We start from the raw sequence: 24992 nt of genomic DNA on the forward strand, positions 1-24992 counted from the left end.
TAATTACTCCTTGCAGAACAAGATCTTTTGGGAAAAATCTGGATGGTATGGCGAAAATGCGAAATTATGAGAAATTCGATCGGGCTGGCACCATCTCCATCTATTTTTACATAATAAATGGTGCCATATCGAATTTGTGAAATGAACTGCGGAGATCAGTTTTTTTCCGCAAGGCAGGCAAGTACATACTCGATATCACTCCTGGTATGAGCAGCATTGATCTGAAAGCGAATCGACTCATCTCCCCGGGGCACGACAGGAAAGGTCAAGCCGACAACCAATACTCCTTTGTTGAAGAGATGCTCCACCATCCGGCGCGTTTTGGTTGTATCACGTACCATCAGCGGCACCACTGGATGAGGGCCGGGAATAGACTCCAGACCCAAATCGACGAGCCCCTCCCTGAACTGTGTCGTCCTGTTTTTCAGATTGGCTAACAGCTCAAGCCCTTCTTCACTGTCACAAATATCCAGGGCTTTGGTGGCGGCTGCACAATCAGCAACGCTTAACGGGTTCGTATAAATATAGGTGTCCGCCTTCTGGCGCACGGCTTCCACCACCATCTCGCTGGCCGCGATAAAGCCGCCATTCACTCCGAAAGCCTTGCCAAAAGTTCCGATAATAATGTCAGGCACAGCGCCAGCGTGCTCCGGTGTTCCTCTGCCGGTATCGCCGTAGGCACCAATACCGTGGGAATCATCGACCACTGTGATTACACCGTCACGAAAACGATTTTCATTCTCTTTGCATATTTCAATAATCCTGTCGATGGGAGCAAAATCTCCGCGCATGGAGAAGATACCGTCAAAAATTACCACAACCCGTTCGATGTCATCCGCCACTTCGGCAAAACAGCGACGCAGGTCACCCATGTCATTATGGGCAAAAATTCCCTTGTGATTACTCGGCACCCCGGAAATCCGCATGCCACGGATAATGGAATTATGATTAAGCTGATCACCAATCCAATGGGTTTTCCTGTTACCTATGGTCAGAGCCAGACCACAGTTTGAGGTATAGGCAGAATTAAAGATCTTGGCCGCAGGCTTACCGACAAACGCGGCAATTCGTTCTTCCAGCTTTTTATGATAACTGAACGTGCCATCTATAAAGCGCACTGCCCCGGGCCCCACCCCACAGGCGTGAGTCGCCTCATCGGCGGCGGAAATAAGCGCGGAGTGATTGGAAAGAGATAGATAGGAGTTGGAATTCAGCCGGATAAATTCGCCATCAACACCCGCAAGGGTATATCTGGGACCACGCTCGTCTTTAGGGGGGATATAACCGGTAATCACCCTCTCCGGCGGCTTTGCCCTGCCTTCTTCCTCCAGGGACTTCAATTCAGCTACAAGGGCTGCGTCAAGTTTTTCTGTGGACATTATTCTTTCTCCTCTCCCCAGCTCAACACAACCTTACCGGAATTGCCCGAGCGCATAACGGCAAACGCCTCTTCAAATTCAGTATAGCGAAAACGGTGGGTAATCAGTTCGGAAATATCCAGACCGCTCTGGATCATGGCTGTCATTTTATACCAGGTTTCAAACATCTCACGCCCGTAGATTCCTTTGATCGTCAGACCATTGAAGACCACTGTATTCCAGTTTACTTCGGTATTCTCAGGTATAATGCCCAGCATGGCGATCTTGCCGCCATGACACATATTCTCAAGGATTGAGTTCAGGGCCGCCGGACTGCCTGACATCTCCATGGCCACATCAAATCCCTCTTTCATGCCCAGGGCATTCTGTACATCCCTCAGGTCGGTGTCAGCCGCATTGACCACGAGGGTCGCCCCCGCTTTTTTGGCAAGTTCCAGTCGGTAGGGGTTGATATCAGTTACCACCACATGCCGTGCCCCGGCATGTCGTGCAACAGCGGCAGCCATGCAGCCTATGGGCCCCGCTCCGGTTATAAGCACATCCTCCCCCAGCACATCAAAAGACAGCGCGGTATGCACTGCGTTGCCCAGAGGATCAAAGCAGGTCAGAATATCGAGAGGAATGGCAGAGTCGCAGTACCATACATTAGTTTGCGGGATACAGAGATATTCAGCATACGCACCTGTCCTGTTGACACCGACACCACTTGTGTTGGGGCAGAGATGCCTTCTGCCAGCCAGACAATTCCGGCAATGCCCGCAGACCAGATGTCCTTCTCCCGAAACCAGATCACCTGGCTTGAAATCTTGGACATTTTCTCCAACCGAGGCAACTCTGCCGACAAACTCATGCCCGATGGCCATGGGTACAGGAATCGTCTTTTGTGCCCAGGCATCCCAATTGTAGATATGAACATCGGTGCCACAAATTGCGGTCCGTTCAATACGAATGAGCACATCACTTTTCCCCGGGTCGGGCAGCGGAAGATCCTGCAACCACAATCCTGGTTCTTTTTTTGCCTTGACCAGGGCTTTCATAGTTTTCATCAGTACTCCCCATCAAGTTGTATAGCTCTTAGAATTTGCGCAACCTGTACTCAAATGAAGTGTATCACAGCAGTTATCAAAAAATATATCTTCTACCACTCACCGATGCCAAGAGTTTGACTGGATATTGCATCAATTACTTTTCTCTCGGTAACTCAGAGCTGAGTAGAAATGGCAAATCAGATAGTCGCCCGATTTTTTTAACATCCTTTTTTCCACTTACCCTTCAACCTCATCTCTATTTTTGATATGATTGGTCTGTCGTGCTAATTTTTATCGATAATACAATGACGTAACCAGCAACAATTCCCACGTAATCATGACAACAGGTAATTATGCCCAGACACCTTTTCGCTGCAGCTCCTATTGCCTCAGCCACTTTCCTGGAACTCATTCAGGAATTGACCATCGGCCAACGCACAGCTGACACACCAGTCCGCTTGCACAACTTTCTGCACAAAAGGATTTTCCCTAAAATCGGTAACTTTGCAATCCAGCTTTATCTTATCTCGGAGAACAACACGAGAAATCTGAAACCACCAGCCAATGCTGCAACGACACTCCGCTCGCGTATCCCCTCTTCAATTGCCCTCGACGAGGAACGTTTCCTAGAGCCGTTTTCCACACGAAGTCCGACCATCATTCAGGCTGAAGAGCAACCCGAATGGTTGCGACAAACAGGCAACTCAACCCATATAGTTACTCCTATTTTTGACCAGAACACCATCGTAGGAACACTCTACATCGGCTCCGCCGAAGCCTGCACCTTCAGCGCCGAACAGCTCACCGGACTTATGACACTCTGCTCCGTCATCGGTTCACGCTTAAAAAGCATGGACACCATCAGACAGCTGAAATTCTCCATGCAGGCACTCGAACGCTCCGAACAAATTCGTTCTGCTCTTTTTCAGATCAGTGAGCAATCCCATAATTTCAAATCACTCCCGCAACTCTATCAACAAATCCATAGCACTATAAGCACACTTGTTCATGCAGCGAATTTCAGCATTATGACCTGGTACGAAAAGGACGGGAAACTCTACTACTCGTTCCCGTACGTTTCCGACACACAATTCCCCTATCACAGCTGCCAACGTGTGGAATATGATCCGGGCCAAAAAGAATTATACTCCCTTCTCTTTTCCCATCCGGATCCGCTCCTCATCACCCCGGAGAACATTGAAGAACTCATCGATACCCATGGCCTCCACCTCACCGGCCCCCGGCCGGTCTCCTGGCTTGGGGTACCGTTCCGACGAGGGAACATCTCAGGTGCTTTGATATTACAATGCTTTACAGACATCGTTTATTCTGGTCACGACATGCGTTTCATGTCCTTTGTTGCCCGTTATATCGGTGACGCCCTCGCCCGCAAACAACAGATAAAGCAGCTACATAAAGCAAAAGAGAAAGCGGAACAGGCAGAACAGAAAAAGAGTGCCTTTCTGGCAACTATGAGTCATGAAATCCGAACTCCCATGAACGGTATTATCGGCATGACTGAAATTGCCCTGGACAAACCACTCGAAAACGATGTTCGAACATATCTTGGCATGGTTAAAACTTCATCTAACCGTTTGCTTTCACTAATAAACGACATCCTGGACTTTTCCAAAATAGAAGCAGGTAAGCTCGATCTCGTCACCTTCCCATTCGATATCCATAAAGAAATAACTGAGACCCTCGAGCTTCTGAAAATCGGGATCGAGAAAAAACACGTGCATCTGGAATTCACCTGGGACGAGACCATACCAAAGATAGTGATCGGGGATGCAACCCGGCTCTGCCAGATTATCACCAACCTCATCAGCAACAGCATTAAATTCACGGACTATGGCCAGGTATTGCTCTCCGTGGCGAGAACGCAAAAACATACTCCGGGTTCTCAGCAACTCGAACTTCAATTCAAGGTTCGGGATACCGGTGTGGGAATCCCCTCCGACAAACTCAATCATGTTTTTCGCCCATTCAGCCAGGTCGGCACAAGACTGGACTGCAATAAGCGCGGCACAGGGCTCGGCTTGGTCATTGTCGCTGAATTAGTCGAGAAGATGGGTGGTACAATCCAGGTAGCGAGTACACCGGGCCGCGAAACGACATTTCACTTCTCCGCGGAATTCAGGCTGCCGGCCTCACCTGTCTTAAGCCTTATCCCCCATAACCAAACATTCAGCACCGATCCGAAACTGAGGGATTCCCTTAAGGTACTGCTGGCCGAGGACGAACCCATCAACCGCACCGTTGCCACCACAGTACTTGAACGTGCCGGCTGGCAGGTAACTTCTGCGAAAGATGGTCAGGAAGCAGTGGAGATGATCCGGGATCATAAAAAGGACTTTGACCTGATCCTTATGGATATTCAGATGCCGAGAATGGACGGTTTCCAGGCGACGCGCTGTATACGTGAGTTGGAACGGATTACCGGAAACCATGTCCCGGTAATTGCCATGACTGCATATGCAGTAAAAGGTGACCGGAAACGCTGCCTGGAAGCGGGAATGGACGGCTATATCTCCAAACCCATCAAGCCCGATAGATTTTATTACGAGATTGAATCGATCCTGCTGCCTTTACGCAAGAAAACAGTGCCGCTCGTCGCTTGACCAACACTATTGCAATTTGACATTTCAGCTCTTTATCCTGGAACTGATATAGCCCAGATACTTCTCATCGGTTCCACAGCAACCGCCAAGAATTTTCATGCCGTAGGTTGTGTTCAGCTCGAGCATCAGCTCCCCCCACTCCTGCATATCACTCTGCATCAGTACTGCCGAGCCATCCAGGTCCTCATGGTCCAGGGAAGAGGCATTGGCCTGGATACCGATCAGTCTCCTGAAAAGTTCGGGTGGTTGTTTCTCCGGCAGCACAAAAGTCGGGTGCACGCAGTTTACCATATACCCCAACGGACTGTTGCCTGAAGCTTCGTCCATAATTCGAACAGCTTCTGCCAGGTCGGTCTGGTCGAGCACCAGCCCGCGACGGTTGATGACACAGCTCATGATACATGGAACACCAATCGAAGCGCAGGCCCTGATCACACCGATTGCCTCTGATACAGCTGGAAATGTCTGGCAAATGACAACATCCACCCCTGCCGCTGCAAGTTTATGCAATTGCCAGCTGTGAAACTGTTCAGCTTCCTCGATTGAGAGTGCCTCATCCGGCTTATAGCAATCGTTTCGTGGTCCAATCAATCCACCGACAAAGAGCGGCGACGTCTCATCCTGCCATTCATCCTTTAATTGCTGCATGAAGGAGACCGCATCCCTGTTCAGCTCTGTTGACTGCCCGGCAGCCTCTAGCCGTTCGAGATTGACCCGCCAGGTCGGTGCACACAGTAACGACGGTACCTGGGCCCTGCGCGCAATCTCACGATACTGACGGTATATCTCTCGCATACACCGCCTGCCATAGTCGTTGTTGACAAGGGGGGTATTGAACAAGGTTGGGTGCAGCTCAATATCTTTTCGGCGCCGCAATCGCTCTGCAACAGCCCCTTCAGTGAGCATTACCCGGCATTTTTCCAAGGTGGCGGTAAAGTCCATAATTTTCTATCGTCCTTTCAGGAGAGGGTTGCCTTTTATTGACTATTTACAGTAGAGTAGCGCGTATTCACGTACGAAAATCAAAATATTACCGTATAGTATTCATAAATGGCAAAGAAGAAACGAAAGAAAAAAGTCATCCCACCGAAACCGGCTCCGCCCCCGGAACTTTATCTACACTCAACTATCAAGCTGATCCTTACCATATCAGCGGCATTTGGTCTGCTGCTCCATTGCTGGAGTTGCTGGATTACATACGAACTGCATGGTACGTGGTGGGGCCTGTTCAGCTTTTTCATGTTTGTCGCGGCTGAAATCTATTGGACAGTGACCATTTATCTGATGAAAGGTCTTAACAGCTACTCGGTTCTGGTTGGTGGCTGGGCAGGTATTCACCTGTTACTGCTCCTCTGGTCATTCTGGATTGGCCAAAAGCTTAAACGTGCCAAAACTGTTAGCCAAGTAAGGAGACAGGGGTGAGAAGTATCACCTCTCACCTCTCACCTCTCACCTCTCACCTCTCACCTCTCACCTCTCACCTCTCACCTCTCACCTCTCCAAAAGAGGACTAGTTATTCCTTAAATTTTTCACAATAAAAAAGGCTATATCCGCCTTTAACGGATACAGCCTTAATCTTTTCAAGAGCAACTATTGAATTGCCTTTATACCGGTCAACTCAACCACCTTCCCTGTATCAGTCTTTTTTTACCCTCATAAACGGGATACCGGCGGCAACAATAGCCAGAGCGAGGATAAGGAAATGAATGAACATATCCTTCTGGATTGCACCCCAGATGATATAGAGTGAACCGGCTCCTGCCAGAAATGGTGCTACAAACCTGCTGACAGGGCCCAGATCCGTAAATGTCCTCATTACCCAGAGATACAGGGAAAGATAGATCACATAGAGGAAGGCAATGGGCAGCTCGGAGATATCCATAAAGGCACCAAACCAGCCTGCAAAGTTGCCGTACCATACCATGAGCCAGAAGGCGGATAGCACAAAGCCGACCATGGCAGAGTTTACCGTGCTGTTATAGCTGTGATTGATGGCTGCGAAGAATTTCGCCTTTGGTCCCAGTCCACGCGAGGCGATAGAGAACATCCCGCGGGAAGAGCCCATAATAAGACCATTAAGGGTTCCGAGACAGGAAATGATGACGAACACTGTGAGCAGGGTTCCGCCCAGGCGTCCAAAAATCATGGAAATAACTTCTACAGGGGCATTATTGCCAGCCTGGATCACTTCTTCATTTGACAGCACACCGGAAATACCAAGATAGTAGAGCATGTAAATGATCACTACCGCGATCGAACCGAGGAAAAGAGCCCTTGGTAAAGTCTTTTTGGCATCTTTCAGCTCCGCGTTAATGGTGGTCGCGATAATCCAACCCTCATAAGCAAACGCTGTGGCAAGAGTTGCCACTGCCAGACCGCCACCGTTTGAGACACTCTGGGCGGAGACGGTAAAACTGGAAAAGGTCTGTCCGGTTGTAATACCGCTGCAGATACCAACCACTGCCACCAGAAAAAGTGGAATCAGTTTTATAACGGTTGCAGATACCTGCCATTTACCGGCAAGCACAGGCGAAAGTATATTCAGCAGAAAGAAGAACACCATATAAATGGCGGCAATCAACCAGACCGCACCATCAAGGCCAAGCAATCCACTTGTATAGTTTGCGGAAACCCAGGCGAGAACGGCAACCAGTGTCGGATAGTAGATAAAGGTCATAAACCAGGCAACAAGATAGCCTGCACGCCAGCCGTATGCCTCTTCGAAATAATCGACCAGGCCATTAACCTTCTGAATTCGAGTGGCAATTCTGGCAAAAACATATGCGGTCACCACCATGATGCAACCACCGATGAGCCATGCCAGCAGTGCAATCGGCAAACTGCCGTTGGCTGCCTTCAGAACATCATCAGCCTTGAAAAATACACCTGAACCTATAACGATACCAATAACCATGGCGGTAGCGGTCCAGAAACCATACTTCTTTTGCAATCCTTCCATTTGTTGCTCCTATTTCTGCAAGGTCCTCACAATACAATTACTACTCTTAGCATTTGATCAAGCAGCAGTCTGCATAACTCATTTTTCCGCAAAAGCCGAGCTAAAATTCTACCGAAACCGTCATAAATACAATTTTGTCAGCTGTTTTTTGAACTATCTTCAGATAATATAGGATCGAAACGAAAAAAATTAGAAACAAGCTCATATGCTCATAGGGAGAAGAAGGCCTGGCCGATATACTTGAATCGTATCGACCAGGCAAGGCGAGGGATGCACAAGAGGTACTTTAGATGGAAAAAGGTTAGGCACGGCGCCGGGCAAACAGTTTTGTGCCCACCACCACCGTGAGATAAACTCCCGCAGCAATCACAATAATTACCGGTCCGCTGGGTAAATCCAAGGTGTAGCTGGTACTCAACCCGGAGAGAATAAAAACACCACAGAGCAACACGGATAGTATCATCATCTGTTTGATACTGGATGCAAAATTACCGGCTATGGCCGCCGGAAGCGTGAGCAAGGCGATCACCATCACAATCCCGACCACCCGAACCAGAAGCACAATGGTCAGTGCTGTGAGGCAGAGTAATACTAAATAAAACCAATGGGTATGAATACCACGTAACCCGGCGAACTCATCATCGAAGCAGATCGCCAGAAAGACGTTATAAAAGAGCGCTACCACACCCACCACCAGCAAATCCAGCGCCAGCACGAGAAAGATATCAGTTCTGGTTATCAGCAGAATGTTACCAAACAGATAGCTCATCGGGTCCACATACCCCGGAGTCTTTGCCAGAAACAGCAGACCAATTCCCATGCCTGCGGCCCAGAGCGCGCCTATCACACTGTCTTCCCTCTGTTTGGCAAACATGCTCACTAAAGAGAGCACCACCGCCGCCAATAATGCCACGATTACCGCCCCATAAAGCGGCGTAAACCAGCCAACGCCTACCGCATTCTGCAGATACAGGCCAATACCTATCCCGCCCAGAATACAGTGAGAAATTGCCCCGGCAATATAACTGATTCGTCGCACAACCACGAAGGTGCCTATGATGCCAAAAGGAACGGAGGCAAGAATGCCAGTAATGAAAGCATACCGGATAAAAGGCAGATTCGGGTCCATAAGAGCAGCGAGGAACTCACTCATGCAGGTGTCCCTCCTCGCTACAGGTGTGATCATGACGGATCATGCGTAAGTCGCCCCCATACATATCCTTTATCAGTTCCCCGGTCAGCTCACTGGTCGGGTGAATAACCACCCTCTTGTTGACACAGGCGATACGTTTAAAAAATTTCGATGCAAAACCGACATCGTGGGTAACCATCAAAATTGTCATTCTGGTATTTAACCCTTCAAGTAGCTCAAAGAGATGTGATTCTGCCTCCTGGTCGATATTTGCGGTGGGCTCATCGAGAATAAGAATTTTGCCACCCGCAGCGAGGGCACGGGCAATAAGCACCCGCTGACGCTGCCCTCCTGAAAGGGCCGCAAATGATCGATCCGCATAGTCCTCCAACCGGACTTCCCGCAGTGCCTCCATGGTTTTTTCCCAGTCAGCCTTCGAATATCGGTTCATGAAGGAATTGCCCAGCCTGCCCATACAGACCACTTCTTTCACCGAAATGGGGAACTGCTTATCATACTCTGCATACTGCGGCACATAGCCGATCAGCCGATTACCCTCCTCAACCTTCTTGCCGAAGATATTGATCCGGCCGCGATCAGGTGCCAGTAAGCCAATCATCAGCTTTACCAAGGTGGTCTTGCCTCCACCATTAGGGCCCACTATACAGATTGAATCTTTGACATCGATCTGCAAATTGACATCGATCAGAATCTGCCTGTTCTCATAACCGAAATCAACTCCTTCAATCTCTATGGCCGGTCGGCTATCCTCTGTCACTTTGTCCCCCTTTCACTCAATGCCTGCTCAATGCTATCTGCCATCACTGTGAGGTTTGCGGGCACATCCTCTGCCAGGGCATCCAGGGAGACGACCTCGCCATCGATTGCCCTGGCTATTGTCTCACCACTTTTCTGATCAAACTGAGGCTGCACAAAAATCACCTTTACCTGATCTTCCCTGGCCTTTGCCACCAGCGCTGCAATCTGCCGCGGCCCCGGAGACTTCCCGCCTGCTTCAACAGCTTTCTGCTGCAAACCGTACTCCTCTGCGAAATAACCAAAGGAAGGGTGAAAAACATAGAACGAAGAGCCTGCATATGGGGCCAATTGCTGCCCGATCCGGGCATGCAGTTCTGTCAGGCTTTTCTGCACTGCTTGCAGATTCTGGTTATATTGCTGCATGTTTTCTGCATCCTCTTCACTTAAAACGGCTGCTGTCGTCGCCGCCATGACCTGCAGGTTGACCGGCGACAACCAGACATGGGGATCCTTGGCTTCTTGGTCATGATCGTCATGACCATGATCATCATGGATGGAATGTTTCTCAATATCCCCGATCATATCGACTATGCGCAGATCAGGAGCAACCTGGCCGACTTTGTTCCGCAGCCTGTTCTCGAAAGGCATGTTCATGGTAAACCAGATTTTCGCCCTGGAAAGGGCCATTATCTGCTTTGGCGTCGGCTCAAAGGTATGAGGGTCTTGACCATTCTTCACCAGAACATTGACTGTTCCCCCATTGCCGAGGATATTCTCCACCACCCATTTCTGCGGTGGGACAGTGACAAAGACATCAATGGCCCAGCCGGCAGACGGGAAGACCAGCGCTATGCCAAAGGCCACAAAGGCTATTTGCTTTTCTAAAAATCTCATCATCGCTCAACCCTCTTTTTTTGCAGATCAGTGCAATCCTTTTTCTTCCCCTTTACCGCACACGAAGTGTACCGCATCACACTCATCACAGCGCTTAAGGGAGTGCACCGCCATAAAATGCTTCATATGATTATGTTGCGCAGGTGTCAGAGAGCCGGTGCCGTTGCACAAGGGACATCGATTTTCCATTGCCATTTCAATGGCCTTTCTGATGAATTCCGATTTATTGGGAATCCGGTCGAGTATTTCCGCAAGCTCTTCATCCGCCTTAAAGGTAAAGACCCGTTCTTTTTTCATAATACACCTCCTTTCTCGTATGTATTACCATGTAATACCTGATCATGATCCGGTCAAGGAAGCTGTACCATTTTAAGAGAAATTATCGTTATCAATTCCTGAACTTATTCTTGACTGAACATGTAACCAGAGGTAAGGCTGACAACGGTAAGAGATTATTAGCCCGCTCAAACCAGTGTAACATTTTGCACATTCACAACGAGAGTACTTTGCCTTATGCTGACCATTGATATACCCGGCTCTGCCCCTTTGACGTTGACCCATCTTGTTTTGGATTATAACGGCACAATCGCGCTTGATGGTGAATTGCTGCCCGGAGTAGTCCAGCGCCTGGAACAATTGCGCAGGAGCCTGACAATTCATGTCCTGACCGCCGACACCCACGGTACGGTCAGGGAAAAATTACGCGCCACCGATATAGCCGTGCATGTCATAGGATTACAGGATCAGGTTGCCGCGAAGCGGCGGTTTGTCGAAGAACTTGGTACCCAGTTTGTTGTAGCCGCTGGTAATGGCAGAAATGATGTGCAGATGCTGAAAGCTGCCAGCCTCGGCATCTGCATAATTCAGCAGGAAGGGGCAGCCTCGGGTGCACTGCAAGCTGCGGATGTGGTAACCACCTCTATACTGGATGCGTTAGACCTGCTACTTTTACCTGACAGGCTACGGGCTACCCTGAGAAATTAACGGCTCAGATTTGGCAGGAGGCCTCAGGCCGCTTTCCAACTTGCCTCTGTAAGCAGTGTTTCTCCGGCCAGCAGGCGTGCTTTAAACTGGTCCCCTGAAAGCACCTCGCCAACACCTGCCGGGGTACCGGTCATAACAATGTCACCGTCATCCAGGGTCATGAATGAACCAATCTCCTGGAGAATAACTCTGGGGGAATAGATCATCATCGAGGTCGTACCTTGCTGGCGCAGTTCCCCATTTACATACAGTTCTAAGGTAAGCTCGGCTTCACCTTCCGGTATCGGTACAAAGGGGCTGAACAGGGCTGAGCCGTCAAATGCCTTGGCCCGTTCCCAGGGTAATCCCTTCTTTTTCAAACCACTTTGCAACTCGCGCTTGGTCAGATCAAGCCCACAGGCAACCGCCGCAAACTGGCCGCCCTGTACCATATAGCAGATTTCCGTTTCATAATGCAGTTGCTGACCAGCATGGGATGAATGCAAAACCGGGGCTATAGAAGAATTGGGTTTACAGAACACCACCATCTCTTCGGGAACCTCATTGCCCAACTCTTCAATATGGGCCACATAGTTCCTGCCTATACAGACAATTTTTGCCGGAGCAATTTCACCTTCAGTCATTTTAACCTTAACCATTTTCCTTCTCCTAACCCCTAACTTCTAACTTCTTACTTCTTACTTCTCACTTCTCAGCTCTCACACTATCTATAATTTGTCGGCCACTTCAACCCCCTGCGCAATAGCCCGCTGCGCATCCAGCTCAGCCGCCTTTAACGCACCGCCGATAAGATGATACTTTATTGCAGCACCATCCAACTCATGTGCCAGGGTCAGCTCCGAGACCTGGCCGGCACAGATCACTATATTATCCACGGCTATGAACCGGTCCTCATCATTATGGCTGATCCATAATCCGTTTTCATCAACACTGAGATAGTCCACACCGTTCCAGAATCTGACACCATTCTTTTTCAACTCCAACCGATGTATCCAACCCGTTGTTTTGCCAAGGGTCGCGCCAGGCTTGGTTTTCTTTCTCTGGAGCAGGTGAATCTGCCTCGCCGGAGCTGGAACCACCGCTATCCCCAGCCCTCCACGCTGCCCGTAATCCATATCCACCCCCCATTCCGACATAAACTCTTCCACCTGATTTCTTTCATCGTCTTTCCGATCATGCTGCAAGAGATATCCGGCCATATCAAAACCAATCCCACCAGCTCCGATAATTGCTACCCTCGGGCCTATCTCAGCCTTGCCGGAGAGGACATCATTATAGGCAACAACATGGTCCAAATTGCAACCGGGGATATCAACTTTTCTGGGAACCACACCCGAGGCCATCACAACCTCATCAAATCCCTCAAGATCAGACAGCTCCGCCCGATAGCCCAACTTCACGTCAACCCCATGAAGCTCAAGCTGGTTATGAAAATATCGAAGGGTTTCGGCAAACTCATCTTTGCCCGGAATATTTCTGGCCAGAAGAAACTGGCCGCCCAGCTTTTCACCCGCCTCAAAAAGCACAACCTCGTGACCACGGGCTGCCGCAGTGGTCGCACAGGCCATTCCGGCAGGGCCACCACCAACCACAGCCACCCGCTTTTTGACCGAAGCAGGTTGAAAGACCTTTTCCGTTTCCCGGCAAGCCCTCGGATTCACCAGGCAGGTAGCTGTTTTTTGTTGGAAGATATGATCAAGACAGGCCTGATTACAGCCGATACAGGTGTTGATCTCCTGCTCTCTGCCTTCAGCGGCCTTGTTTGGCCAATCCGGGTCTGCCAGGAATGGTCTGGCCATACTGATCATGTCAGCACAACCATCGGCCAGCACCGATTCCGCCACCTGGGGCATGTTGATACGGTTGGTGGTAATGAGGGGAATTCCGACTTTACCCATCAACCTTTTGGTGACCCAGGCAAATCCCGCCCGTGGCACCATGGTGGCGATGGTCGGCACCCGCGCCTCATGCCAGCCGATGCCGGTATTGATGATGGTCGCACCGGCTGCCTCCACCTCTTTGGCCAACTGCACCACCTCATCCCAACTGGAGCCGTCTTTGACCAGATCGAGCATGGAGAGGCGGTAAATGATGATAAAATCAGGCCCTGCCGCTTTTCGGATAGAACGGATGATCTCAAGAGGGAAACGAATACGGTTCGTGAACGAGCCACCCCAGTCATCATCACGCTTATTTGTTTTAGAGGCAATAAACTGGTTAATCAAATACCCTTCAGAGCCCATCACCTCAACTCCGTCATAGCCAGCGTCTCTGGCCAAAACAGCGCATTTGGTAAAGTCTGCTATGGTCGAATGAATCCCCTTAACACTCAAAGCCCAGGGCCTGAAACGATTTATTGGTGCTTTCAGTTTCGAAGGAGCCACGCAGAAAGGATGATACCCATATCGGCCGGAGTGCAGGATCTGCATACAGATCTTGCCATCTTCACCATGTACCGCTTCGGTCACTCGCTTATGGTCCTTAACCTGATCCTTATTACTCAGCCGCAGGGAAAAAGGCGCCACCCAGCCGGCTCTGTTGGGAGCTACTCCGCCGGTAACGATCAGCCCGACCCCACCTGCGGCCCGCAGGCGAAAGTATTCAGCCATTCGGCTGAATCCACCCTTCTCTTCTTCCAGGCCGGTATGCATCGAGCCCATCAGTATGCGATTTTTCAGTTGGGTAAAACCCAGGTCCAGGGGTTGAAACAGGAGGGGGAACGGGGATTGTGTTGATGTCATACCATTTCGTCCTTTGCGGGTAAGCGCTTGCAGCCTTCTTTGATTGAATTCAGGTGCCCGAACAACATAGTACTAAAATAATTAAATCTTCTTGCGAAAGAAAGAGTGAGTATACTATATCTTTACAGGAAATACACCATGACGTTTACGACAAGGAGAGATCCATGGATTATCAGGGCAATATCTTTCGGCCACCCAGCGAGGCGCATTCGATTCTGTTACAGGTCACCACCGGTTGCTCCCACAACAAATGTACCTTTTGCGGAATGTATAAAGGTACCAGGTTCTCCATCAAAGACGACGCCACCATCATGGCTGATATTGATTTTGCCGCCAAACATTGCCGCAGGCAAAACCGGCTGTTTCTTTGCGATGGTGATGCTTTGATAATTCCACAAAAGCGACTGGTGAAGATACTGGAGACAGTGCGGAAAAAACTGCCATGGCTTGAGCGGATCGGCGTCTATGCCAACACCAAAAGTATACAAAGAAAGAGTGTTGATGAGCTGAAAGAGTTACGGCAACTGGGAATCGGTATCGCCTATATGGGCCTTGAGTCCGGAGATGATGTAACACTTACCGCAATAAAGAAAGGTGCCGATTCAAAAAAGATGATTGAGATGGGTCGAAAAATTCGTTCTGCCGGAATTAAGCTTTCAATTACGGTGTTGCTGGGAGTTGGCGGAACGGAGAGGTCACAGCAGCATGCCACTGAGACCGGCAGAGTCTTGTCTGCGATAGACCCGGAATATGTTGGGGCTTTGAGCTTGATGCTGACACCGAATACACCACTTTTTGTTGATCAGCAGCAAGGGAGGTGGCAACTGCCGGATGCCAATGGAATGCTGGAAGAACTCGGCTCTATGCTGGCGGCAACTGAATTGAGCAATGGCTATTTCCATGCCAACCATGCTTCAAATTATCTGCCGATTAAGGCGAAATTGCCTGAAGACAAGGTGAAGACGCTGGAGTTGATTCAAAAGGCACTTGCAGGAAAGGTGAACTTGAAGCCTGAATATATGCGGGCTTTGTAGCTCTATCCATCACAATAAAAAAAGCCCCCTGGCTGACAGCCAGGGGGCTTTTTTATTACACTCTGAAAATTTTCTGCTTTAGAACTTATAGGTCAGGCCAGCGGTGACGAGGATGGCTGCTGCGTTGGAAAATTCGCCATCAATACTATTATTGCTGAAATCACGCTCTTCTTTGTAATCATAGAGCACAGCTAAACCAAGTTCCAGATTATCGCTGTAGGCATAGCGGGCACCAGCCGAGAACAGCCAGGCGTCAGAATCCGGTAATTCGAAGCTCGCATTCTCTTCGGGAACCGGGTTCTCGTCATAGGCAATACCGCCCATCAGAGTAATTTTTGGATTTAAGGCATATTCCACGCCAAGTCTGATCGCCCATACATCATCCCAGTCTTTCTCCGAAGAATTGTAACCCGGTACAGGAGAGGGACCAGACTCATAGGTGAAATCAAGACTCTCATATTCGGACCACTGGGTCTGGTCAACGGTGAGGTCAAAAGTCCACTTATCGTAGGTATAGGCTGCAGAGAAGGAAAGAACGCCCGGGGTGGAAACGGTTACATCACCCTTGGTGTGCAGAATGCCCCCAAGACCAAAATCAAATTCTGTATCACCGTCCTCAAAATCGAGATCGATGTTGGAGCGGTAGGTTACTGCGAAATTCCAATCTTTACTTGGCTTAAAGTTCGCGGCAAGGTTATAGCCCCAATCCACTGTATCACCATCCAGATACCTGCCAGGAACCGCTATACCGGAAGGGGCTGATGGATTAGGATACGCCTCGTTAATTACGGTTGCCTTACTATAGGTCATCCGCACGCCACCGGCGAGGGAGAACATATCGTTGAAGGCATAAGATACCGTTGGATTGAGTTCAATCACCTGCAGAGAAAACCTGCTGGATACTAGGCTTGCATAATAGTCATCTCGCCAACGCTTGGCCAGGCCAAACGGAGCGACAGATGAGAAACCAAAGCGAAAACCGTTATAGTCAGGGGAAACCACAAAAATGGTTGGCACAAAGAAGTGTTCCTTCTCAGAGGAAGCATCTCCACCAGCCGGCACCCTGCCAGTCGGGGATGCAGCATTAGGGAGGTAACCGGTTCCCTCAAAATCGATACTGGTCAGGTGAATATAGGAAAGATCAGCTTCCACATGCCAGGTATCCTCCATTTGGTTCATACCCGCCGGGTTGAAGTAAGCAGTATCTGCCTTCTTAGCAGAGGCAATGTTGGCGCCCGCCTTAGCGGTAGAATCAACAGACTGCTCCGGAATACGGAAACCGGATGCCATTACGGATGTGGCTCCAAACAACGAAGCCAATGCTACTACGGATAATACTTTTTTCATGCTTATCTCCCCTTCTATCAATTGATGTGTGATGCGCCCCATCTCTCCTGAATCTGCTTCAGCCGAACTGCCCACCTGAAGCAAAATGTTTTTTACGGGTACATCTCCGTCCTACCAGCTCTCTCTTTCCAGCAGAACAACAAATGGATGATATGACGTTTACGTAATGGTGAATTCTTTTTCACAACACAAGCACCACGATCAGCAAATCGTCATATTCTCATTTGTCTAATATAAATTACACAAATGTCAACTATAAATAGAGCTTAAAAAGTTGTAAAACCTGTTGATTCGTCTAGATATTTCACCTAGGACAATTATTTATACTGTAGAAATTCAATTATTTATACCTATTGTCCTAACATCTGTAATTCTTCAAGAATTTCTCCCTCAAGGGGAACCGCCTTACCACTCGAGTCAATTATCACAAAAGTGATCATCGCATCGGCCGCAACCTCGCTGGATCCTTTGAATTGTATCTCCTGTTTCAACACCGCACTCTTCTGATTGACCTGCTCTATTCCAGTGGTAACCACAACTGTGTGGCCGACCTGTACAGCCTTTCGGTAGTTTACGTTAATATTCACGACCAGAAAACCTAACCCCCGGGCAGCCCATTTCATAAGATCTATATGGGATTCAAGCCTGGCCCAGCGATCTTCCTCAAAAAACTCAAGGTACCTGGCGTTATTAACATGACCGTAAAAGTCTGCATGATATCCACGTACTTTAATTTCCGTCAGAGCATCCATGTAATTCCCCTATCCCCTGTCTAACAAACATTATGAAATCACCACCTATAAGATAGGCACACTCAACACAACTGAGATTTACAATTTCAACACTTTGCACAACACACACCACGGCAACTCCGTCGCCACCTGAGTTCCCATCCCTTCGAACGGTCACCGTGGTGTGCTGATTCTCAGCCTACTCTTTACCGAAACATTTCAGAAAGGTTTGCAGCAGAGAAGGATCATTCGACTTGATCGTACCCTTCATAAAATCCGCCATTCCTGGCCGATAACCATCATCCCAGATCCGCAGAAAAAACTCAGGGCTGGTCTTACAAACGCAATCAGCCTGCTCTACAGTTTTGCCCTCGGTGATGGTACATTCAGAACCACTCACCACCACAGTCTTTTTCACATCAGCTAAAGAGAAATAGAAGCTCTTCTGCCCATCGACCGCATCCTTGACGAAGGACTCAGCCATCTGGCTGAATGTATCATCTAACATTTTCAGATTCCTCCCTATGGCAATTAGAGCGCCTGAACTTTTTCAGTCAGCGCGGGTACAAACTGTAACAGATCGGCTACTATCAGCACGTCTGCCACCTCACCAATGGGTGCATCTTTGTCGGTATTCACGGCAACCACAAACTCAGACTTCTTCATACCGGCCAGATGCTGAATAGCACCTGAAATACCGCAGGCGAGATAGAGCTTGGGTGCAACCGTCTGTCCGGTGGTACCGACCTGGCGGTTATGTTCAACCCATTCAGAATCGACAACCGGACGGCTTGCGCCATATTCCCCACCGAGTGCTTTAGCCAGAGCAGATATCATCTCGACATTTTCCGGTTTGCCAATACCACGGCCGGCACTGACAATGACTTCGGCTTTACTCAGATCAACGCCACCGGCCTCGGCTTCCTCATACCCCTCAAAGACAACTCGTCCCTGACCGTCAACGACAATTTTCTCAACCTCTGGAGTACCACCGCCCTCAACCGGGGCAAATGCGCCTGCCTGCAGAGTCACCACTGTCTGCCCGGTCTTGCAAGTTACAGTACGGCGCAGCTTGGAGTTGCAGGCGGGAGCGACCATGGCTCCGTCTTTTACCTCAACCACTTCAGAGACCTGGGCAGCCTTCATGCCAAAGGCCACTCGTGGGGCGAGATCCCAGCCATAAGATGAGTGACAAAAAGCAACCATATCAGGTTGTTCTTTGGCAACAACATCCAGGATCATCTGCTTATGCAAATCAGGATTATATTCGCCACAGACAGCAGCATCTGCCAGATAAAGTTTGCCGTCATAGGCTGGTAAAACAGCATCACTGCCGGCAACAAACATCACTGTTTCTGCTCCCATGGTCTCGGCAAAGCCGAGCAACTCGGTGTAGCCTGAGAGCATCTGTCCATCCCTGTATTCCGCGATCAATACTATTTTCATGATTCCCCTCCTACTTCAGGACACTTGTTTTTTCTTTGAGAATCGAAATCAGCTTGTCAGCCAGATCACCTGCCTCACCTTCCAGCACCAGTCCGCCGCCCTTCTTCTCAGGGAAGTACATGGCAGAAGTCTCCATACGTGCATCCACCTTCAGCACATCTGCAACCGGAATAGTAAGCAACTCCTTTTTCTTGGCCTTCATGATATTAGGCAAGGTGGGGTAGCGTGGGGTGTTCAAACCAAGCTGACAGGTCACCAGGGCCGGAACCTGAACCGTAACATTGGCCTTGATTCCACCCTCAAGTTCACGCTTGGCCTTGATTGTGCCATCATCAAAAGCGAAATCCACGATGGTTGAGACACTGGCAATACCAAGCATCTCTGCCACCAGTACACCGACCTGACCACTGCCGCGGTCCTGGGACTGCATACCGGTAAAAATGACGTCAAAGCTTTTATCCTTGGCGTATTCAGATATAATTCCGGCTATTTCGAAAGGCTCCTTGGCCCAGGAATCGGCGTCGTCGATATGGGCGCCACGATCACAGCCCATTGCCAGCGCCTTCTTCATGGTCTCCTTGACCTTGTCCGAGCCGATGCACAGCACGGTGAGGTCAGCATCCTTGACCTGCTCTTTCAGCTGAACCGCCTGTTCAACTGCATATTCATCATATTCATTCATCCGCCAGGCCAGATCCTGATTGTCATACCAGGTACCGTTCGCGGCAACTTTAAACTTTGATTCCATGTCGGGAACCTGCTTAATGCATACCAGAATGTTCATTCTCCATCCTCCGATAACGATTCGCTTTTTTCAGCTTTGTTCAATTCAAGCCTAGTGCCCGAGCTGCTTTACTACAACCGCAATTACAATCTCTCAGCAAGCAACTCGGCGATGTCACGAGGTCTCAGTTTATCTTCGGCCTCTGCCCCCTTCACACCATCTTCAAACATTGTCAGACAGAAAGGACAGTTTGACAACAGCGTCGGCGCACCTGTCTCTACTGCCATATTCACCCGCTTGACACTTATCCTTTCGCCTATTTTCTCCTCGGCCATGATACGCCCGCCACCGGCACTGCAACAGAACCCTTCAGCCCTGCTTTTCTCCATCTCTCTGATGGTCCCGCCAGCGGCTTCAATAAGCGCACGAGGCGCATCGTAGATATCGTTGTGACGGCCAAGATAGCAGGAGTCATGATAGGTGCAATCCAGCCCTTCGGCTTTGAGCTTGAGGCGGCCTGTTTTCAGCAGTCGCTCGAGGAATACAGTGTAACTTTCCACTTCAGCTTCAAGCTCAAAGTCACGGTAATCTTTTTCCAGAGTGTTGTAACAATGCGGGCATGTTGTAACGATTTTCTTGACACCATAGCCATTGATCAGCTCAACATTCTCCATGGCAAGACTCTGGTACAGGTATTCGTTGCCCATCTTACGCATCGGCTCACCGCAGCACTTCTCTTCTTTGCCGAGGATTCCCACTTTCACGCCTGCAGCCTCACAGAGTTGAATGAAGCTCTTGGCCACTGCGATATTGCGTTTATCAAATGAAGCGTAACAACCGACAAAGTAGAGTACATCAACTTCCGGATCTTCAGCCAGGGTTTTCACCCCAAGCTCAGCCGCCCAATCACCACGGGAGGCATAGCCCAGTCCCAGCGGGTTACCATTGACCTCGGTTGCCTCCATGGCTGCCATTGTCGCATCATCAGGGAACTCACCCTCCATAAGCACCATGGAGCGACGAACGTCGACAATCTTGCTCACATGCTCGATGGAAGCCGGGCAGATTTCCTGACAGGCCCGACAGGTGGTACATGACCAGAGAACGTCCCGGCTGAGGGTCTCTATCAGATTCGCCTCGGGATCGTTGTAGGCAACCTCGCCGATCTGATTGACCACTTTCATGGGTGACAAAGGTTTCTCGGTATTCCAGGCCGGGCAGCGATCCTGACAGCGCTTGCACAGGGTGCAGGCGTCGGCATCGAAGATATCTTTCCAGGTCAGCTCCTTTACAGAAGTTGCACCAAAGGTTTCAGCATCCTCGTCCTCAAGATCGAGGGAACGAAGCTTTCCTTTCGGGCCCCTGTCTGCAAAAATGTAATTCGCGCTGGTAGTAAGTATATGACGAAACTTGGTGAATGGAATAAGAGCAATAAAGCCCATCACCAGCAGCAGATGAAACCACCAGGTAAGTTTATGGATAAGCCGCAGGCTGTCTTCACCCATCCAGGCTACAGACTGCGCCAGCAGATAACCTACGGGAGACCAGAGCGCGACCGGCGTTCCCAGCTCGGTGACGGCCATGCGGCTACCTTCAATTACGAAGCCGGTAAGCAGGATGATGGTCATCAGCCCGTGCATAATGGCATCGTCTCTTTTGGTCTCGAGTCCTTCAGGTCTGAAAAAATACCGCCGGACAAAGAGAGCGCTCAAAAAAACAATTGAAGCGAGTCCGGCGATATCCAGAGTAACTGAAAAGATTTTATAGAAATTGCCGACCAGAAATTTATAACCGAAAAGCAGGTCTGTGAAATCCGCCTGAATAACGATAAGCGTGGTTCCTATAAGCAGCAGAAACCAGCCCCAGAAGAATATGCCGTGGAATAGACCAGGAATCTTCACCTGGGTTACTTTTTTCTGGAAGATGGCATTGTTCAGCATTGCGCCTATCCGGCTACCGAGCTGATCCGTTCGTTCCAGCGGCAGCCCCTGCCTGTACACATCCAGTTTTTTACGAAAAGCCCATACAACAACACCTACAGCAACGACTACTAGAAGATACATAGGGACAAGGGTTGCAGCGCCATGCCCCACGTTCCAATAAATCTCACGGGTAAATTCCATCGCTCTCTCCATTGAACTCTTTTGTACTTACACTCGTGCCTCAAAAACAGGCGTCCTCGCCCACGCCTTTTACTGCATATAAAGCCCACTCGTTTACTATCTGGTGAGAGCGGAACCGATTACGATTCTCTGCACCTCACTGGTTCCTTCATAGATCTCGGTGATCTTGGCATCGCGCATCATGCGCTCTACCGGAAACTCCCTGGTATAGCCGTAACCACCAAAAATCTGAACAGCCTGTGTACTCACCTTCATTGCGGTTTCACTGGCCATCAGCTTTGCCATCGCCGACTGTTGAGAGTAGCCGAGGCCATTACTCGCCCGATAGGCAGCGTTATAAACCAGCAAACGCGCTGACTCCACCTGGGTAGCCATATCTGCAAGTTGAAACTGAATGCCCTGAAAACTGGCTATGGAGCTATTAAACTGTTTGCGTTCCCGCGCATAGTCCACAGCGGCATCCAGTGCGCCCTGGGCAATGCCCAATGCCTGGGAGGCAATACCAATTCTCCCGCCATCAAGGGTCTTCATCGCCACCCGAAAACCTTGTCCTTCTTCACCAAGCAGGTTTTCCCTGGGGATACGGCAATCTTCAAAGACCAGCTCCAGGGTAGGTGAGGAGCGAATCCCCATCTTCTGCTCTTTTTTGCCAAAACTAAACCCCGGGGTGCCTTTCTCAATGATAAAAGCACTTATGCCATGATGTTTTTCAGCCTCTTTGTCTGTCCGGGCAAAAACCACATAGGTATCGGCATCGCCGCCGTTGGTTATAAAAATCTTTGAACCATTGATTACCCATTCCTCGCCATCGAGACTGGCCACGGTTTTGGTACCACCGGCATCCGATCCCGCCCCAGGCTCTGTCAACCCGAAAGCACCCATTTTCTCACCGGAAGCAAGAGGAGCCAGATACTTCTGCTTCTGCTGCTCGGAACCGAACAGAAATATGGGGTTGGCTCCCAGGGAAAGATGGGCCGAAAGTGTCACACCAGTGGATGCGCACACCCTCGAAAGCTCTTCCACAGCAATTGCATAACTGATGTAATCGGCGCCGGCGCCGCCATATTCTTCAGGAAATACGATGCCCGTCAGGCCCAACTCTGCCAGCCGATCAAACATCAGTTCCCGGTCAAAACGCTCATTTTCATCGCGCTCACCTGCAGAAGGTGCAACTTCTTTTTCTGCGAATTCCCGTACCATGCTGCGAATAAGCGCCTGTTCTTCCGTTAGTTCAAAGATCATAAACCACTCTCCAGTTGATAACCTGAGCAATAAGTGAAATCATGCAGAAATATTCCCCCTTATATATCCCTTGTTTACGTAAAGGTCAAGAATTTTTCACATCGAGCGGACATCGCTTTACACACACAATCTTTACAAAACCATCTAATTAACTATTTTTATTTGACACCACTTCATCCCCTATGCTAACTTGTTCTGAAAAATTACGTAAAGGTAAATCCCAAGAGTTGCTTCAACTAAATTTATTCCTGATAAGGTTGTTTCAGAACGGGGTGAACCTTTCACCAGGTATCAGCCACACTTATGAAAAATGCCCGATTATCCAAGGGTAATTTTGTAGTTTTATGAGGTTAAAAAAATGTCCAGTAAAAATGAACCGTTTGTACAGATCGGTGAGTTAGCCAAACGGCTGAATATCACCACCAGAACAATACGGTATTACGAAGAGATCGGACTTATGGGTTCGAGTGAACGGTTGGGCGGTGGCACCAGGACCTACAACCAGGATGACGTGCTGAGACTGAAGTTTATTCTCAAGCTCAAGCAATTAGGAATATCTCTAAAAGAAATTCAGGAATTAAGTGATATATTCGACATCAACGCGCAAAACTTCAACACCATCACTCCTAAGCTTATCGAAATCCTCGATCAACATATCTCCAAGGTAGACGAGAAGATGGCAAGCCTCTCCTCACTTCGCAATGATATTGTTGAATATCGGGTTCGAATAACCGAAATGTTAAACAGCCGATAACATTTTTTTGCAGTCGATGAATTGCTCAGACAGTCCCCACCACTGTCTCAGGCAAAACGGCTGTGCCTCGTTTTCTGTTATCCTGAAGCCATACAGCGTCGTAATCAACGCCTGAACAGCTTGTTACTATAGCAACCACAACCGAGCCTGGTCGCCAAAGATATCAGTTGTTCTTTTTGCACTCAATGAACATGAACGTTGGTAGTTTTGACAAGCGCTGGTAATCCGCAGGAGAAACCTCTTCGATCATCTTGTCTGGTATACCCTCGCTGAAATTCGAGATATATAGCCCAGCCTCTGTAATCGAACCGAACAATTCAGTTAAGGAACGCCTGTAAAACTGAACATCGACCGGATTGCCGATAGTATCCCAGGTCTCGGTAACGAGTTCCCTTCTGAAATAATTCCCCGAAGGAGATGACTGAAAATCCATCATCGGGTGGTGGGTTGAAAAGAGAAAGGTTCCATCATGCTTCAGCACCCGATATATTTCCTGAAAAAGAGGCGTCAGCTCCTCAATATAGTGAACAGCCAAAGGGCAAATGACAAGGTCATGGCTAAAGTCGGCTTCCTGCGGCAACCCCTCACTCACATCCCGAATGTACGTTTTAATCCTTGAGCCAAACTTTTCTTTCACCCGTGCCACCATCTCGCTGGAACCATCTACCGCGGTAACCTCTGCTCCGCGCTGCAATAGTATTTCTGCGTAAACTCCGGGACCACAGCCAAGATCAAGGACCGATCTGCCAGCCACATCGGGTAACATCGACAGCAGGGATGGCCGCTCGAAACGGGCATTATAGATATTATCCTCTATAGCACGCTCATATTCTCGGGCATAACGGGTATACATTGGAGCTTTTTTCATATTCGGCGTTGTCTTCTTTGTATTTTTTAACCTGATTACCTCTAATCTTCAGCTTGAAAAGGTGATCAGATAAACGTGAGCTGTGACCGATTGGCAATCGTACCAGTCACCGGAATCATTATTCAACCGGCTTTTGGAGAAGACCTTTTGATCTTGCAACAATAAAGTGGAACCCTAGTTAAGCCGTTTTGTCCCTATCCCACCACTCCTGCTCAAAAAGAGCTG

General features: G+C 49.2%; 23 protein-coding genes. 5 read left to right on the plus strand and 18 right to left on the minus strand.

All coding sequences use genetic code 11. The features are described from left to right. Positions 1–155 precede the first annotated feature (155 nt). Both ACN5NT_RS10940 and tdh read right to left on the minus strand, forming a co-directional pair. Complete coding sequence (locus ACN5NT_RS10940; protein ID WP_419175454.1) at positions 156–1379, minus strand: aminotransferase class I/II-fold pyridoxal phosphate-dependent enzyme; 1224 nt, start codon at positions 1377–1379, stop codon at positions 156–158. Then, positions 1379–2416 (minus strand): L-threonine 3-dehydrogenase, encoded by a 1038-nt coding sequence (gene tdh, locus ACN5NT_RS10945; protein ID WP_419175475.1) that lies wholly within the window; start codon positions 2414–2416, stop codon positions 1379–1381. The genes ACN5NT_RS10940 and tdh overlap by 1 nt, the downstream gene beginning before the upstream one ends. Before the next feature lie 344 nt (positions 2417–2760). Between tdh and ACN5NT_RS10950 the strand changes: the two genes are divergently transcribed. Then, a complete protein-coding gene (locus ACN5NT_RS10950; RefSeq protein ID WP_419175455.1) occupies positions 2761–5028 on the plus strand; it encodes a response regulator in 2268 nt (755 codons plus the stop codon). 24 nt (positions 5029–5052) lie between these two features. Here the strand turns inward: ACN5NT_RS10950 and ACN5NT_RS10955 are convergent, their stop codons facing one another. Beyond that, positions 5053–5970, minus strand: a complete 918-nt coding sequence (locus ACN5NT_RS10955) for a homocysteine S-methyltransferase family protein (RefSeq protein ID WP_419175456.1) — start codon at positions 5968–5970, stop codon at positions 5053–5055. Positions 5971–6078: 108 nt separating this feature from the next. Between ACN5NT_RS10955 and ACN5NT_RS10960 the strand changes: the two genes are divergently transcribed. Then, positions 6079–6450, plus strand: coding sequence for a hypothetical protein (locus tag ACN5NT_RS10960; RefSeq protein ID WP_419175457.1), 372 nt, complete (start codon positions 6079–6081; stop codon positions 6448–6450). Between the two features lie 215 nt (positions 6451–6665). On the opposite strand, the gene ACN5NT_RS10965 is transcribed toward ACN5NT_RS10960, so the two are convergent. The 5 genes from ACN5NT_RS10965 to ACN5NT_RS10985 form a co-directional block, all read right to left on the minus strand. Then, positions 6666–7988: an APC family permease gene (locus ACN5NT_RS10965; protein WP_419175458.1), complete on the minus strand. Its 1323-nt coding sequence runs from the start codon at positions 7986–7988 to the stop codon at positions 6666–6668. Between the two features lie 301 nt (positions 7989–8289). Next, on the minus strand, positions 8290–9141 hold the full coding sequence (locus tag ACN5NT_RS10970) for a metal ABC transporter permease (RefSeq protein WP_419175459.1): 852 nt from the start codon (positions 9139–9141) through the stop codon (positions 8290–8292). Next, on the minus strand, positions 9134–9898 hold the full coding sequence (locus ACN5NT_RS10975) for a metal ABC transporter ATP-binding protein (RefSeq protein ID WP_419175460.1): 765 nt from the start codon (positions 9896–9898) through the stop codon (positions 9134–9136). The genes ACN5NT_RS10970 and ACN5NT_RS10975 overlap by 8 nt, the downstream gene beginning before the upstream one ends. Next, on the minus strand, positions 9895–10776 hold the full coding sequence (locus tag ACN5NT_RS10980) for a metal ABC transporter solute-binding protein, Zn/Mn family (RefSeq protein ID WP_419175461.1): 882 nt from the start codon (positions 10774–10776) through the stop codon (positions 9895–9897). Before ACN5NT_RS10980 ends, ACN5NT_RS10975 begins: the two co-directional genes overlap by 4 nt. Positions 10777–10800: 24 nt before the next feature. Beyond that, a complete protein-coding gene (locus ACN5NT_RS10985; protein WP_419175462.1) occupies positions 10801–11070 on the minus strand; it encodes a CopG family transcriptional regulator in 270 nt (89 codons plus the stop codon). Positions 11071–11286: 216 nt separating this feature from the next. On the opposite strand from ACN5NT_RS10985, the gene ACN5NT_RS10990 reads away from it, so the two are divergent. Continuing rightward, on the plus strand, positions 11287–11757 hold the full coding sequence (locus tag ACN5NT_RS10990; RefSeq protein ID WP_419175463.1) for an HAD family hydrolase: 471 nt from the start codon (positions 11287–11289) through the stop codon (positions 11755–11757). Positions 11758–11780: 23 nt separating this feature from the next. On the opposite strand, the gene ACN5NT_RS10995 is transcribed toward ACN5NT_RS10990, so the two are convergent. Together ACN5NT_RS10995 and ACN5NT_RS11000 are read right to left on the minus strand one after the other, a co-directional pair. Further along, positions 11781–12395 (minus strand): fumarylacetoacetate hydrolase family protein, encoded by a 615-nt coding sequence (locus ACN5NT_RS10995; RefSeq protein ID WP_419175464.1) that lies wholly within the window; start codon positions 12393–12395, stop codon positions 11781–11783. Between the two features lie 69 nt (positions 12396–12464). Further along, positions 12465–14498, minus strand: a complete 2034-nt coding sequence (locus ACN5NT_RS11000) for an FAD-dependent oxidoreductase (RefSeq protein WP_419175465.1) — start codon at positions 14496–14498, stop codon at positions 12465–12467. A 164-nt stretch (positions 14499–14662) separates the two neighbouring features. Here ACN5NT_RS11000 and ACN5NT_RS11005 point away from each other — a divergent pair, with 164 nt between their 5' ends. Further along, positions 14663–15532 carry a radical SAM protein gene (locus ACN5NT_RS11005; RefSeq protein ID WP_419175466.1) on the plus strand — a complete coding sequence of 290 codons (870 nt, stop codon included), beginning with the start codon at positions 14663–14665 and terminating at the stop codon, positions 15530–15532. A 78-nt stretch (positions 15533–15610) separates the two neighbouring features. Here ACN5NT_RS11005 and ACN5NT_RS11010 read toward each other — a convergent pair whose 3' ends face one another. The 7 genes from ACN5NT_RS11010 to ACN5NT_RS11040 all read right to left on the minus strand — a co-directional run bounded on the left by ACN5NT_RS11010 (position 15611) and on the right by ACN5NT_RS11040 (position 23145). Next, complete coding sequence (locus ACN5NT_RS11010) at positions 15611–16879, minus strand: OmpP1/FadL family transporter (RefSeq protein WP_419175467.1); 1269 nt, start codon at positions 16877–16879, stop codon at positions 15611–15613. A 350-nt stretch (positions 16880–17229) separates the two neighbouring features. Continuing rightward, entirely contained in the window at positions 17230–17631 is a 402-nt protein-coding gene (locus ACN5NT_RS11015) for an acyl-CoA thioesterase (protein WP_136796296.1), read from the minus strand. Positions 17632–17809: 178 nt separating this feature from the next. Continuing rightward, positions 17810–18118: a hypothetical protein gene (locus tag ACN5NT_RS11020; protein WP_136796295.1), complete on the minus strand. Its 309-nt coding sequence runs from the start codon at positions 18116–18118 to the stop codon at positions 17810–17812. Positions 18119–18141: 23 nt separating this feature from the next. After that, complete coding sequence (locus ACN5NT_RS11025) at positions 18142–19056, minus strand: electron transfer flavoprotein subunit alpha/FixB family protein (protein WP_419175468.1); 915 nt, start codon at positions 19054–19056, stop codon at positions 18142–18144. Between the two features lie 10 nt (positions 19057–19066). Then, positions 19067–19840 (minus strand): electron transfer flavoprotein subunit beta/FixA family protein, encoded by a 774-nt coding sequence (locus ACN5NT_RS11030; RefSeq protein WP_136796293.1) that lies wholly within the window; start codon positions 19838–19840, stop codon positions 19067–19069. Between the two features lie 83 nt (positions 19841–19923). Beyond that, complete coding sequence (locus ACN5NT_RS11035; protein ID WP_419175469.1) at positions 19924–21903, minus strand: heterodisulfide reductase-related iron-sulfur binding cluster; 1980 nt, start codon at positions 21901–21903, stop codon at positions 19924–19926. A gap of 96 nt (positions 21904–21999) precedes the next feature. Next, the gene (locus ACN5NT_RS11040; protein WP_136796291.1) at positions 22000–23145 is read right to left on the minus strand and encodes an acyl-CoA dehydrogenase; all 1146 of its coding nucleotides are present in this window, start codon (positions 23143–23145) and stop codon (positions 22000–22002) included. Positions 23146–23503: 358 nt separating this feature from the next. Here ACN5NT_RS11040 and ACN5NT_RS11045 point away from each other — a divergent pair, with 358 nt between their 5' ends. Beyond that, positions 23504–23899, plus strand: coding sequence for a MerR family transcriptional regulator (locus tag ACN5NT_RS11045; protein ID WP_136796290.1), 396 nt, complete (start codon positions 23504–23506; stop codon positions 23897–23899). A 163-nt stretch (positions 23900–24062) separates the two neighbouring features. Here ACN5NT_RS11045 and ACN5NT_RS11050 read toward each other — a convergent pair whose 3' ends face one another. Next, on the minus strand, positions 24063–24767 hold the full coding sequence (locus ACN5NT_RS11050) for a class I SAM-dependent DNA methyltransferase (protein WP_419175470.1): 705 nt from the start codon (positions 24765–24767) through the stop codon (positions 24063–24065). Positions 24768–24992: the final 225 nt, after the last annotated feature.

This window comes from Desulfosediminicola sp. (assembly GCF_048381775.1).
In the GTDB taxonomy this organism is placed as follows: Bacteria; Desulfobacterota; Desulfobulbia; order Desulfobulbales; family Desulfocapsaceae; genus Desulfopila; species Desulfopila ganghwensis.

What these genes read in the sequence shown, in the direction of transcription:
- ACN5NT_RS11020 (WP_136796295.1), bottom strand. Translation starts at nt 18,118, where the DNA reads ATGTTAGATGATACATTCAGCCAGATGGCTGAGTCCTTCGTCAAGGAT.
- ACN5NT_RS10955 (WP_419175456.1), bottom strand. Translation starts at nt 5,970, where the DNA reads ATGGACTTTACCGCCACCTTGGAAAAATGCCGGGTAATGCTCACTGAA.
- ACN5NT_RS11050 (WP_419175470.1), bottom strand. Translation starts at nt 24,767, where the DNA reads ATGAAAAAAGCTCCAATGTATACCCGTTATGCCCGAGAATATGAGCGT.
- ACN5NT_RS10970 (WP_419175459.1), bottom strand. Translation starts at nt 9,141, where the DNA reads ATGAGTGAGTTCCTCGCTGCTCTTATGGACCCGAATCTGCCTTTTATC.
- ACN5NT_RS10950 (WP_419175455.1), top strand. Translation starts at nt 2,761, where the DNA reads ATGCCCAGACACCTTTTCGCTGCAGCTCCTATTGCCTCAGCCACTTTC.
- ACN5NT_RS10960 (WP_419175457.1), top strand. Translation starts at nt 6,079, where the DNA reads ATGGCAAAGAAGAAACGAAAGAAAAAAGTCATCCCACCGAAACCGGCT.
- ACN5NT_RS11030 (WP_136796293.1), bottom strand. Translation starts at nt 19,840, where the DNA reads ATGAACATTCTGGTATGCATTAAGCAGGTTCCCGACATGGAATCAAAG.
- ACN5NT_RS11025 (WP_419175468.1), bottom strand. Translation starts at nt 19,056, where the DNA reads ATGAAAATAGTATTGATCGCGGAATACAGGGATGGACAGATGCTCTCA.
- ACN5NT_RS10980 (WP_419175461.1), bottom strand. Translation starts at nt 10,776, where the DNA reads ATGATGAGATTTTTAGAAAAGCAAATAGCCTTTGTGGCCTTTGGCATA.
- ACN5NT_RS11040 (WP_136796291.1), bottom strand. Translation starts at nt 23,145, where the DNA reads ATGATCTTTGAACTAACGGAAGAACAGGCGCTTATTCGCAGCATGGTA.
- ACN5NT_RS10990 (WP_419175463.1), top strand. Translation starts at nt 11,287, where the DNA reads ATGCTGACCATTGATATACCCGGCTCTGCCCCTTTGACGTTGACCCAT.
- ACN5NT_RS11010 (WP_419175467.1), bottom strand. Translation starts at nt 16,879, where the DNA reads ATGAAAAAAGTATTATCCGTAGTAGCATTGGCTTCGTTGTTTGGAGCC.
- ACN5NT_RS11045 (WP_136796290.1), top strand. Translation starts at nt 23,504, where the DNA reads ATGTCCAGTAAAAATGAACCGTTTGTACAGATCGGTGAGTTAGCCAAA.
- ACN5NT_RS10995 (WP_419175464.1), bottom strand. Translation starts at nt 12,395, where the DNA reads ATGGTTAAGGTTAAAATGACTGAAGGTGAAATTGCTCCGGCAAAAATT.
- tdh (WP_419175475.1), bottom strand. Translation starts at nt 2,416, where the DNA reads ATGAAAGCCCTGGTCAAGGCAAAAAAAGAACCAGGATTGTGGTTGCAG.
- ACN5NT_RS10985 (WP_419175462.1), bottom strand. Translation starts at nt 11,070, where the DNA reads ATGAAAAAAGAACGGGTCTTTACCTTTAAGGCGGATGAAGAGCTTGCG.
- ACN5NT_RS11000 (WP_419175465.1), bottom strand. Translation starts at nt 14,498, where the DNA reads ATGACATCAACACAATCCCCGTTCCCCCTCCTGTTTCAACCCCTGGAC.
- ACN5NT_RS11015 (WP_136796296.1), bottom strand. Translation starts at nt 17,631, where the DNA reads ATGGATGCTCTGACGGAAATTAAAGTACGTGGATATCATGCAGACTTT.
- ACN5NT_RS10965 (WP_419175458.1), bottom strand. Translation starts at nt 7,988, where the DNA reads ATGGAAGGATTGCAAAAGAAGTATGGTTTCTGGACCGCTACCGCCATG.
- ACN5NT_RS10940 (WP_419175454.1), bottom strand. Translation starts at nt 1,379, where the DNA reads ATGTCCACAGAAAAACTTGACGCAGCCCTTGTAGCTGAATTGAAGTCC.
- ACN5NT_RS11035 (WP_419175469.1), bottom strand. Translation starts at nt 21,903, where the DNA reads ATGGAATTTACCCGTGAGATTTATTGGAACGTGGGGCATGGCGCTGCA.
- ACN5NT_RS11005 (WP_419175466.1), top strand. Translation starts at nt 14,663, where the DNA reads ATGGATTATCAGGGCAATATCTTTCGGCCACCCAGCGAGGCGCATTCG.